The following is a 12065-nucleotide window of genomic DNA, read 5'->3' on the forward strand; positions in this document are numbered from 1 at the left end:
TTCTTAAGGTTTTTATAAATTAGGCGCTTGTTAATTGATAATAGAAACACAACGTTTACATTTGTGTTTTAATGCTTTATTTATGACTATTAAAAGAGTACTCCTATTTTGCTTTTTGGCATTTTGCTTTTCATTCCATTCGTTTTCGCAGATTTTAGAACCCGTTAAATGGAAATCTGAAATAGAAAAAATATCCGATACTGAATACAATCTCATTTTTAAAGCCAATATTGACAAAGGCTGGTATATCTATTCTCAAAATAAAGTCGACCAAGATGGCTTTGCGCCAATAACTTTTTTTGAATATAGAAACCAAGATGATAACTATAAACTAGAAGGAGTTACATCAGAACCTTTAGTGGCGCCAGTATTTGATGAAATATTTGAAGAGAACGTTGTAAAATTTAAGGATGAAGCTCAATTTAACCAGAAAATTAGTCTTATAAATGCAGATCTTAATCAGATTGAGATTTATGTAGAATATCAGACTTGTGATAACGAAAAATGTATTCCTGGAGACTATACATTTAATTTGTCATTAGACGGTTCAGCAATAGAAAAAGAGGTGGTTACAGTAGATGAAAGAAGTAAACAACTTTCAGAAGCATTAGACCTCAATGTAACAGGTTGGGATAAATACGAAAAGCAAACTACTGAAGGTAAGGGCTTCTTTGGAATATTTCTACTTGGATTTTTAGGAGGTTTGATAGCTTTGTTGACTCCTTGCGTGTTCCCAATGATTCCGCTTACGGTATCTTTCTTCACTAAAAGTTCGGGCGATTCTAAAAAAGGATTGTTTAACTCAATACTTTATGGACTTTTTATCTTTTTGATTTATGTATTGTTAAGTATTCCATTCCACGTTATGGATTCGCTAGATTCAGGAATTCTTAATACCATTTCTACAAATGTTACCCTAAACATTATATTCTTCGTCATTTTCATAGTATTCTCATTATCATTTTTCGGGTATTTTGAACTCACCCTACCTCAATCATGGAGTGCAGCTATGGATAGCAAAGCCAATAAAATTGGTGGCATAGTAGGCATCTTTTTTATGGCTCTAACCTTAGCAATTGTGTCCTTTTCATGTACTGGGCCAATTTTAGGAGGTCTATTGGGTAGTACTATGGCTTCAGATGCCAGTGCAATGCAATTGAGTATGGGAATGGGCGGATTTGGCTTGGCCTTAGCTTTGCCATTTACACTATTTGCTATGTTCCCTAAATGGCTCAACTCATTACCGAAGTCTGGTGGTTGGCTAAATACAGTAAAAGTTGTTTTAGGGTTTTTAGAATTAGCATTAGCACTTAAATTCTTGTCCAACGCAGATTTAGTAGAGCATTGGGGACTTTTAAAACGAGAAGTATTTATAGGACTTTGGGTTATTATTGGTATAGGATTGGCCTTATATCTATTTGGGAAAATTAAATTCCCTCATGATGGGCTTTTACAAAAATTGAGCAAAGTTAGAATTACTACGGGTATTTTGGTTGTGGCTTTTGTCATTTATCTATTACCTGGTTTAACCAATACTAAATACGCTAATTTAAAATTGTTAAGTGGTTTTCCGCCTCCAATGTTTTATAGTTTATATGAAAAAGCATCAGAATGTCCGTTAGACCTTAATTGTTATAAGGACTTAGAAGAAGGAGTTGCTGCGGCAAAAGCTGAAAATAAGCCTATTTTATTGGATTTTACGGGTTGGGCATGCGTTAACTGTAGAAAGATGGAAGAGCAGGTTTGGAGTACAACAGAAGTTTATGATGTGTTGCTCAAAGACTACGTTATTATTTCACTTTATGTAGACGATAGAATGGAATTGCCAGAAGATGAACAATTTCAATATTTAAGATCTAATGGTACGGTAAAGGATATTGAGGATATTGGAGATAAGTGGACAGCTTTACAGACCATAAATTTTCAGAATAACTCTCAACCGTATTATGCGCTTTTAGATCATGATATGGGACTTTTAAATCATCCTACAGGAAATACACCAAATGAAGATGTATACGCTGAGTGGTTGAAAACTGGTTTAGAGAATTTTAAAAAGTAAACAGCATTAGGTAAAAAGTAAAGTGTGAATTTATATTCATGATAGTGACCTGAAATAATATTATTTATCAAATAATCTAAGATAATTAATTCGTAAGACTACTTTATAGACTATAAGAATTTCTTGGCAGGATTGAATAGGTAAGTTCCTGGCTTTTTTAGATTTTTCATAACAACGGTTCCGATGCCAACTTTAATATCGCTGCCAATCTTAATGCCTTGTATGGTGCAGGCGTTGGTACCAAAATATACATGCTCGCCTACTTGGCAATTTCCACTGATTTTAACGCCTGGAGCAGATGTAAAATACTTACCTACACTCGATTCGTGACCAATGCATGTATGAAAGTTGAGGTGGGAATGATCGTTAATATGTACTTTTGAGGACACCACGCAATGATGCGAAATAATGACATCGTTTCCAATATGGGCACTTGGCGAAATATAGGAAGAAGGGTGAATAATTTTACCATATTTAGTGTCTTTTGGAAATCGATTTACAAAATTCTCTCTTATATCAGATTTCGATATTGCTATAACGATTTCGACATTAGAAAAATCCACATCCTTATCCCGAACGATGTTCAGCCCTAAATGTTTTTCGTTTTGATCGAAGTCGTCAATAAAAAACACATTTTCATTAATGTTAAAATCAGAATCTCTATGTAAGTCTTGTAGTATGTCAAAAACCTCTAATGAGATACCTCCTGTGCCTACAATGCCAATTTTTAACATTTTTTTCCTCTTTGGTTCATGGCTAATTTTTCAAAATAAAATTTTACTGGCATTTTATATTTATCTAAGCTCTGTCTACAAACGGATTTAATTTCAGATTTTAATGCTTTGTGGTTTTCTAATTGTGTGAATATTTTTGCACAGACAATATGACCAACAATGTTGTTTTGCTCACCAAATACACTAGATTCATCTACACCATCTATTGCGTTTAATACATCTTCAATTTCTTTAGGTAAAACCTTTAGACCACCAACATTTATAACTTTATTTTTTCTGCCTATAATTTTAATATAGCCTTCATTGTCTTCTTCTACTAAGTCGCCCGTAGCGTACCAACCATCATTTTTAAAATTATTGTTCTCATGGTTTAGATAGCCTTTTATCTGCGTTTTTGATCTAAGATATAGTTCGCCATCAACAATTTTGTATTCTTTATCTTCATCAATAATTTTAAAGAATAGGCTAGTGGATGATTTACTTTTGGTCTTTAAAATTCCAGTTTCGCTTGTCCCAAATGTTTGAAGTAGTCTTACATTAGGTATTGATGCATTGATCTTAGCCAAAAGCGAATCGGACATACGCTCGGTGCCATAGGTTATCAATTTCAATGATTTTAATTTTTCTGGATAAAAGCTCTCGTCCATCAACATTAAATTGAGAAATGTTGGTGTAGTAGGAAGGATATGAACCCTATGTTTTTCTATAAGCGAAATTATAGTAGATGGATTTCTATCCTTTGGTATTACAAAAGGTGCTCCTGAGATTAAACAGTTTAATAGTGTATTGATTCCACCTATGTGGTCGAACATTAGGAGCAGAATAAAAACTAAGGATTTTTGCCTTCTTGGTGGTTTTATGGATTTGATTAATTCAGTAAAATTCTGAATCATCACTTTTGGCTTTCCTGTTGTACCACTTGAAAAAAGAACTATACCAGTATCGCCTTTGGAAGTTACTTCATTAAAGGAATCTTTGGTGTCATCAGTATCGGAGTATGGATTAATATTTAATTCATTATCGCCATTAAACGATAGTATATAATGTGGTGATACCGATTGTAATTTATCCTGATATTCAGATTCGGTTGTTTTAACTAAAGGAATTACATTAATCGGAAATTCGGCTAAACAAATAAGTAGTGCTACCGAATGAAAGGTATAATCTGAATAGAGCAAAACCCGATCATGCTGTTTAAATATATTATTGACCGATACCTTAAATTTATTGACCTGTTGGGATAACTCATCAAATGAATAAGATCCGCTTCCATCAATAACGCTTGTGCCTTCGTGAGGTTTTATTATTTTTGAAATCATAAGCCTCCTAAGTATATTTTTTGACCAGTAATAAATGAACTTTTATCATCAATAAAAAAATCGATAACGTTAGACACATCAGTAAATTTACCAAATCGCTTTAAGGTTTGCATATCAATAATCTCATCTACTTTATCCTTCGGTACTACTTTAATTAAATCGGTGTAAATAGGCGTAGGTCCTATAGTATTTACAGTTATATTGTAACTAGAAAGTTCTTTGGCTAGAATCTGACTCATTTTTTCAATAGCACTTTTACTTGATGCATAGGCCATTTCTCCTTCAAGATTTAGAGGCACTGCAATTGTTGAGAAATTAACTATTCGTCCCCATTTTTTCTTCATCATTCGTTTTGCACATTCTCGTGAAAAAAGGAAACTCCCCAAATAGTTGGTCTCAAAGAGATTTTTAATAGTAGCTGTAGGAGTTAATATAGAGTGGTTTAAAGAAGCCTTACCTGCATTGTTTATAAGTATATCTATGCTCCCAAATCTTTTTTTACCTTCTTTAACAGTTTTTATGACTTCAGACTCTATCGTAACATCGCACTGAATATGTAGGTAGTTTTGATGCTTGAGATCAGATTTTGATCTAGAACAGCCTATAACATTATACTCCTTCTCAAGATAATACTCGGTTAAGTATCTGCCAATGCCCTTTCTGTTTCCAGTAATTAGTATGGTTTTACGATTGGGTTTCATCTATGATATAGTTTGATAGCGTTTTGGTTGAAATAAATGGACTATTTCTCCTAGACATCGCTTTTTCAGAAGCCAATTGTATTTCTATATCGTATTCTTCATCCAAAAAGCTTTCGACCTCAACGATAAATTGCACTAATTCCATAGAGTCGAAAATTGATGTAGAACCAATAAGCCTTGTGTTTTCGTTAACTTCAGAATTTATTTCAATCTCATTTTCCTTAATAAATTCCAGCAATAAATTATGTATGTTATTTCTAAGTGATTTTGAATTCATATAGCGGACTTAATGGTAACTAGAAAAAAAAATACGAATATTACTTAGTTGAAAAAAAAAAATCTTAAAATTATCGATAGATGTTTAATTTTAAAGATGTATGACATGGTGGATAAGCTATTTTAATTCTTTTAAAACCCATAGGTATATGAAATAAGGTGCTTAATATTTCATGACATTGATGTCATTAAGGTGTTAATATGATTTGTGAAATCAGCCGAAAGACCAGAAATTGTACTAATTCGATTTCAATTTATCCGAATGTAGTTTGCGCAGTTTGGCCAACTTTGGGTCTATCACATAACTACAATAGCCATAATTAGGGTTGTTTTTGTAAAAATCCTGATGCTCTTTTTCAGCTTCGTAAAAAATTTCTGCTTTAGAAAGTTCAGTTATAATTGGCTTATCGTAATAAGGTTTTAAAGCATCAAATACAGCTTCGGCAATTTCTTTTTGGTTTTCATTATGATAATAAATAACAGAACGATATTGCGTGCCTCTGTCCGCTCCTTGTTTATTTAATGAGGTAGGATCGTGTGTGGTCATAAAAATAACAAGAATATCTTCGTAAGAAATCACATTGGCATCAAAGGTGATTTTCACTACTTCGGCAAAACCTGATAAACCAGAACAAACTTCTCTATAGGTTGGTCTACCAGGAGCATCTCCACCAGTATAGCCAGAAACTACTTTCTCTACGCCTGCAACTTCTTCAAAAACTGCTTCGGTACACCAAAAGCAGCCTCCGCCAACAGTTGCTGTCTGAAGATTTTTATTGGTCATCAACGCTTTCTTTTTGTAGGGTTAATGATTCGGAATTAACGCAATAACGCAAACCGCTTGGTTCTGGACCGTCTGGGAAAATATGACCCAAGTGAGCATCGCAAGTATTGCACATCACCTCTACACGCACCATACCGAAGGAAGAATCCTTTTCATATTTAATGGCATTCTCTTTAATAGGCTGTGTAAAGCTCGGCCAACCTGTGCCAGAGGTAAATTTTATGGTAGAATCAAATAATGGTGTATCGCAGCATATACAATTGTATTGACCTTCGTCGTAGGCTGTACAGAGTGCTCCACTGTGTGGTCGCTCAGTCCCTTTTTCTCTTGTAATTCGGTATTGTTCTGGAGTTAATTGAGCTCTCCATTCAGCTTCTGATTTTTCAACGCGTCTATCTGGCGTTGGATTTCCGTTAACGGAAAAGTTGATAACATCTTTCCAAGTTAGCATATTATGATTTTTGTTATAATCGAATGTGATTTCAATTTAAGATTAGTCGACAAAAAGTGAGATTACTTTCAATATTAATTATTGCGCAATGCGTTTATCAATTGTTTTTTACTCATTTTGGATCTTCCGTCAATACCTACATTTTTCGCTTGTTCGTAAAGTTCGGCTTTTGTCCATTCCTCATACGGACTCGCTTTCCCTCCTTTTTTACCTGCATTTGGAGTGTTGGCAATACGCGCCGATTTTTCTTTGCTGTAACCTTTATCTCTTAAGGCTTCGTATTGATCTTCGTTTTTTATTCTAGGTCGTTCCATAAGATATACTTTTCTTTCTCTATAAAATTCTAAAAATAATTAGTACTCGTTTTGTTCATTACGTTTAAAATTTTGCTGAAACACTATTAAACATCATTTATTGTGTATCAAAATTATGTATTGCTTTAATATTAAATTGATAAAAGCACCTATAATAGCGATTAATTTATGATTTTTGATAAAACAAGTTTTTAATTACCTATGGTTATATTGTCAAAAAATCATTTTCATACCAGGCTTTCATTAATCATACTTATGGTTTTTGGTCTGCAATCACAATTTCTAGCACAAGAAAAGGATAAAGCGATATCAAAAAGTATATATTTTACAGCCAATCTCGGACAGGAATCCCACTCAAAGGCCAATCAAATATTAAAGGCTATAGTAAATGCTTCTCAAAGCGACTCTAATGCCGCTTTTGTAGGATTGGGTAACAGTACCAGATCAAAAGGATATCCAGAATCCAAAAGTGAAAGAAAGGCTGAGGAAGCGTTTTTAGTGACTAATGTCTTAGAGCCACTTTCTGGTTTTAATGGTGAAATTATTTTTATTCCTGGTAAGTACGAATGGAATAAAGGTGGCCATAAAAATATTGATGATCTCGAATCATTTTTACAAGATAATAGCGACGCTAAATTTTGGCCAAACGACGGTTGCCCAATAGAGCGTGAAACATTAAGTGATGAGGTAGAGTTGGTGATGGTAGATACGCAATGGTATCTTGAAGATTGGGACGACCATCCTTATATTAACAACGATTGTGAGATTAAAACGCGAGAGCAATTCTTTCTTCAGTTTAAAGATGAACTTAAAGATGAGCAGAATAAAACTATTGTGGTGGCACTTCATCATCCAGTGCTTACAGCCACAAGAAAAGGATTGATTGGTCGTATGGGTGGCTTATCTAAGCAAGCCTATTACCACAACGATATGCAATATTTGGTTGGCCGTTTAGAAACCTTGGCAAGTCAATTTCAAGATGTGATATTTGTTTCTGGTAGCGATAAAAACCTTCAATTTTTAAAAGATGATGGTATTCCGCAAATTATAAGTGGCGCATCGGGAAAAACTTCGAAATCAAACCCAAATGAAGACGATGGCCATTTTGGTTCAGACCAGACAGGATTTGCAAAGTTGAATGTCTTTAAGGATGGGAGCTCAGAAGTCGAAATTTATACAGTTAATGGGAGTGATGTTACAAAAGCATTTACAACCAAAATCAAATTGAAAAAAGGAGAACTTGAAGATTTTGACTATCATCAAAAATCTGATTTCGGTTCAACATACAAAGACGCTATTTACACAAAAGAAGAAGTTAATAAATCTGGTTTTTACAAATGGTTTTGGGGAGACCATTATCGTGAAATCTATGGTCGCGAGATTGAAGCTCCCGTTTTGTTTTTAGATAGTTTGCCCAATAACGTTAGGGCAATTACCGAAGGTGGAGGAAACCAATCGCGAAGCTTAAGGTTAATTGATGACAATGAGCATGAATATACCATTAGGGAGCTACGAAAAAGCGCATTAAGGTTTTTACAATCTAAAATAAAGGATCATTATGTGATAGACTATGCAGATGATACTGTTGTAGAGGACATAGTTCAGGATTATTACACAACAGCTCAACCTTACGCACAGTTTGCCATAAATGAACTCTTAGACGCAATTGATATTCCACATGCCAACCCTAAAATTGTCTATGTGCCAAAACAAAAACGTTTAGGAAGGTTTAATGAAAGTTATGGTGACAAACTTTACATGTTTGAAGAACACGTAGGAGACGAAAATAAAGAATTTGACACCTTCGGAAATGCAGATGATATTATCAGTACCAAGGATATGTTGTTAGAGCTCCAAAATGATAAAGACGTTAAAATCGATGAGGCCAGTTATTTAAGAGCAAGATTGTTTGATATACTCATTGGTGATTGGGACAGACATGCAGACCAATGGCGTTGGGCATTGCACGAAAAAGAAGATGGTACGCTGCTTTACAAACCTATACCGAGAGACCGTGATCAAGCTTTTCCAAAATACGACGGTGTGTTTCCTGCAATCTTAAAATTAACTTCTCCATTGGCGAGAAATATGCAGACCTATGCGCCAGAAGTTGATAATATTAAGACATTTAACAATGCCGTCTATTATTTGGATAAAAGCTTTATAAACGAGGCAAGTTGGGAGGACTGGAAAACCCAGGCGGAAAATATTCAAAATAACCTTACCGATGAGGTTATTGATAATGCCTTTGCGAATTTACTTGCAGATACCAAGGACGAAAGTACTGAACATATCAAATCTGTTCTTAAACAGCGACGAGAAAATATGGTATCCATTGCCAAAGATTATTACGATTATTTTAAAAAACACGAAATAGTCGTAGCAACCAATAAAGACAATAAGATTACCATAGAAAGAATGCCAGACGGCAAGACCAAGGTTCTTATTACCCAAAAAGACAAAATCATTTTAGAGAACACCTATAATAAAGATGAAACCAAAGAACTTTGGATCTATGCATTAGACGGTGACGATGAAATTACAGTAAAAGGTGAAGGAAATAATTATATACACACCAAGATTTTTGGAGGTGAGGAAAATGATATTTATAATATTGAAAACAGAAAAGCTGTAAAAATTTACGATTACAGATCAAAAAAGAATACGTTTAAGGGTTCAGTTAGCAAGTGGCTAACCGATAGTTATGATGTAAATAATTATGATCCACAAAAGCGAAAAGATGCTAATAATGTTTTGTTGCCAACTATAGGATTTGATCCTGATGCAGGTTTTAAAACCGGTGTAACCAATACACTTACAACCTACAGTTTGCTAAGAAATCCTTTTACTACAAAGCATACATTGAATGCCTCGTATTATGCTGCAACTTCAGGTTTTGAATTTTCTTATGTTGGTGAGTTTGCACACGTATTCTACAACTGGAATTTAGAATTGGATGCAAGAGTGACAAGCGATAAATATGCTATTAACTTCTTTGGTATTGGAAATGAGACCCCTTATGATGGAGATACGGATGATTTAGACTTTAATAGAACAAGAATTAGCCAATGGCATATACAACCATCACTTATCTATAAAACTGGAGGAAATGTAAGTTCACATGTGGCGGCACGAGTAGAATCAAACCAAGTTGATGATGGCCAGAATGGTTTCGTACAAGCATTCCTAAACCCAGATAATGACGTATTTGATAATCAAATATATGCAGGCGCAGAGGTTGGTGTAGAATTTAATAATAAATCAGGAATGATTAGTTTACCAACACGAGGGTTGCAATTAGGTTTTGTAGCTGGGTACAAGCAAACTATTGATTCAGATTTCAACAATAAATTTACATACCTTACACCAACAGCGTCCTTTATTTACCCGATTCATGAAAGTGGTTTGGCGACTTTGGCAACCAAAGTACAGGCAGATTTTAGATTCGGTGATAATTATGAGTTCTACCATGCTGCTACAGTTGGAGGCAATAATAGTTTAAGAGGTTTCAGAAACGAACGTTTTATGGGGAAAACAGCCTTTTTCCAAATGACAGATCTCAGAGTGTGTTTTTTAGAACAGCGCACTGGCTTTGTACCTTTGAGAATAGGTGTAACGGGTGGGTTTGACCTTGGTCGTGTTTGGAACGATAATGAAGATTCAGACAAATGGCACAACAGTTATGGTGGTTCGGTTTTTATAAACGGATTTCAGGCATTTACAGCTAATATAGGGTATTATAAAAGTGTTGAAGATAGCCGTATCATATTTACAGCCGGATTTAGGTTTTAAACTAATGGCACTACCAGTGCATAACAGTTTATGATATAAGATATGAGAAAACAACTAATCGATTTTTTACGAGGGCTTAAAAACCTTTTAAAGGAGAAATTTCACAATTCAAACCCTAAATGGCCTTACATTATCACTGCATTTCTATCAACTATTTTAGTGGTTGTATCCATCATTTTATTTGTGAAATTCACTCATGGAATGATGTCCGAACTTTTTGAGAGTTACGACAAAGCCATAAGCGAGTACGTCTGGACTCATAAATCAGCATTTCTTACAGATTATATGGTAGCAGTAACCGAAATTGGCGATGTTATAGGTTACGGGATAGTATTTGGCCTGTTGATAGTTGTTTTTTTGGCTGTATTTAAACATTGGAAATATATAGCACAACTTGGTCTGGTATTGATTTTGGCGCTTAGTTCCAATGTTTTATTAAAGGAAATCATCAATAGGTCAAGGCCTTTGGGAGAGCACATGGTTACGGTAAAGACTCTTAGTTATCCGAGCGGACATGCCATGGTGTCAATGGCATTTTATGGTTTTTTAATTTACCTAATAGCCTATTTTAAAATGAACAAAGTTTTAAAAGTCTGTCTAATCACTATTTTGACAATTTTGATATTAAGCATTGGCATAAGTCGAATTTATTTAGGTGTACATTATCCATCAGATGTATTGGGTGGTTATATTGCGGGAATTATGTGGGTAACGTTTTGCGTTCTGATTTTCAATCTTGTAAAGATATTTAGGAGAGATCCTGCTACGTAATTATTTTTGAAGAAGGAGAGATTAACTTCGTTGTTCTCTAGTGATTCCAAAGTTGCAAATACAACTGCCTGTGTTTTCAACACAGATGCCTTTAAACACAAAAACCCAAACAAGTAAACTTGATGGGTTTTTCTATTTTAAGTCACAACGCAGTTGTGAGTGTCGTGGAGTCGGAGAGATTAACTGCGTTGTTCACTTTCAATCCAATCCTGTAAATACAACTTTTTGTGCTTTCTGCCCAAACGCTTTTAAACAACAAAGCTCAATCAAGTGAAACTTGTTGAGCTTTTTATGCTTAAAATCGCAACAAAGTTGCGCTTAATTGTGGAGTCGGAGAGAATCGAACTCTCGTCCAAACAAGTAACCAAAGAGCTTTCTACACGTTTATTCTTTTCTTATTTTTTCGATTGCAAGCTGGTTAAAGACAACCTACTTACAACTTAGCTTCTAAATCTCGAAAGGGCATCAAAGCACTACCCAATCTTAGTCAATTTTTACGATGCCTCTAAAAAGAACGCCACTGACTAGGGCTTTCTGGAGACATTTAACCTTCCTGCCTCGCAGGAATAAGCACGAATCTTACTATAATTCAGATTATGCAGCTAAAGCGTAGTTATTCTCGCCGTTTAAAAATTTGGTTCAGCCTTTTACGTGTTTCAAAACCATTACACGACGTGCTTACCATTTAATTAATCTCGCTGTCAAAACCAGTCGACCCCTTAAATGAAAGTTTCTTAAGGCACTTCTAATGTCCATAAGAAGTGCGAAATTACTAAAATTATTAACTCAAAAGCCATACCAAACTTTATTTATCAGGTTGTTAAGAAAAAATGTCAGATTAAAGTTTTAATTTCAGTCAAAACC

At 34.6% G+C, this 12065-nt stretch carries 10 protein-coding genes and 1 other RNA gene; 3 read left to right on the plus strand and 8 right to left on the minus strand.

Features of this window, described 5'->3' with window-relative positions; genetic code table 11:
- The first annotated feature begins 82 nt into the window (after positions 1-82).
- On the plus strand, positions 83-2059 hold the full coding sequence (locus tag SIB89_RS13305; RefSeq protein ID WP_412560155.1) for a cytochrome c biogenesis protein CcdA: 1977 nt from the start codon (positions 83-85) through the stop codon (positions 2057-2059).
- A gap of 110 nt (positions 2060-2169) precedes the next feature.
- Here SIB89_RS13305 and SIB89_RS13310 read toward each other — a convergent pair whose 3' ends face one another.
- The 7 genes from SIB89_RS13310 to SIB89_RS13340 form a co-directional block, all read right to left on the minus strand.
- Entirely contained in the window at positions 2170-2793 is a 624-nt protein-coding gene (locus SIB89_RS13310; RefSeq protein ID WP_412560156.1) for an acetyltransferase, read from the minus strand.
- Positions 2787-4112 (minus strand): ANL family adenylate-forming protein, encoded by a 1326-nt coding sequence (locus SIB89_RS13315; RefSeq protein ID WP_412560157.1) that lies wholly within the window; start codon positions 4110-4112, stop codon positions 2787-2789. Before SIB89_RS13315 ends, SIB89_RS13310 begins: the two co-directional genes overlap by 7 nt.
- Positions 4109-4813 (minus strand): SDR family oxidoreductase, encoded by a 705-nt coding sequence (locus SIB89_RS13320; RefSeq protein ID WP_412560158.1) that lies wholly within the window; start codon positions 4811-4813, stop codon positions 4109-4111. The genes SIB89_RS13315 and SIB89_RS13320 overlap by 4 nt, the downstream gene beginning before the upstream one ends.
- Positions 4797-5090 (minus strand): hypothetical protein, encoded by a 294-nt coding sequence (locus SIB89_RS13325; RefSeq protein ID WP_412560159.1) that lies wholly within the window; start codon positions 5088-5090, stop codon positions 4797-4799. Before SIB89_RS13325 ends, SIB89_RS13320 begins: the two co-directional genes overlap by 17 nt.
- A 237-nt stretch (positions 5091-5327) precedes the next feature.
- Complete coding sequence (gene msrA / locus SIB89_RS13330; protein ID WP_412560160.1) at positions 5328-5873, minus strand: peptide-methionine (S)-S-oxide reductase MsrA; 546 nt, start codon at positions 5871-5873, stop codon at positions 5328-5330.
- Positions 5863-6324 carry a peptide-methionine (R)-S-oxide reductase MsrB gene (msrB, locus tag SIB89_RS13335; protein WP_412560161.1) on the minus strand — a complete coding sequence of 154 codons (462 nt, stop codon included), beginning with the start codon at positions 6322-6324 and terminating at the stop codon, positions 5863-5865. The genes msrA and msrB overlap by 11 nt, the downstream gene beginning before the upstream one ends.
- Before the next feature lie 74 nt (positions 6325-6398).
- Positions 6399-6638, minus strand: coding sequence for a Rho termination factor N-terminal domain-containing protein (locus tag SIB89_RS13340; protein ID WP_412560162.1), 240 nt, complete (start codon positions 6636-6638; stop codon positions 6399-6401).
- A gap of 255 nt (positions 6639-6893) precedes the next feature.
- On the opposite strand from SIB89_RS13340, the gene SIB89_RS13345 reads away from it, so the two are divergent.
- Positions 6894-10430: a metallophosphatase gene (locus tag SIB89_RS13345; RefSeq protein ID WP_412560163.1), complete on the plus strand. Its 3537-nt coding sequence runs from the start codon at positions 6894-6896 to the stop codon at positions 10428-10430.
- 42 nt (positions 10431-10472) lie between these two features.
- A complete protein-coding gene (locus SIB89_RS13350; protein ID WP_412560164.1) occupies positions 10473-11201 on the plus strand; it encodes a phosphatase PAP2 family protein in 729 nt (242 codons plus the stop codon).
- 322 nt (positions 11202-11523) lie between these two features.
- On the opposite strand, the gene ssrA is transcribed toward SIB89_RS13350, so the two are convergent.
- Positions 11524-11920: a transfer-messenger RNA gene (ssrA, locus tag SIB89_RS13355) on the minus strand.
- Positions 11921-12065: the final 145 nt, after the last annotated feature.

The organism is Winogradskyella sp. MIT101101 (genome assembly GCF_047126865.1).
GTDB classification, from domain to species: Bacteria; Bacteroidota; Bacteroidia; order Flavobacteriales; family Flavobacteriaceae; genus Winogradskyella; species Winogradskyella ouciana.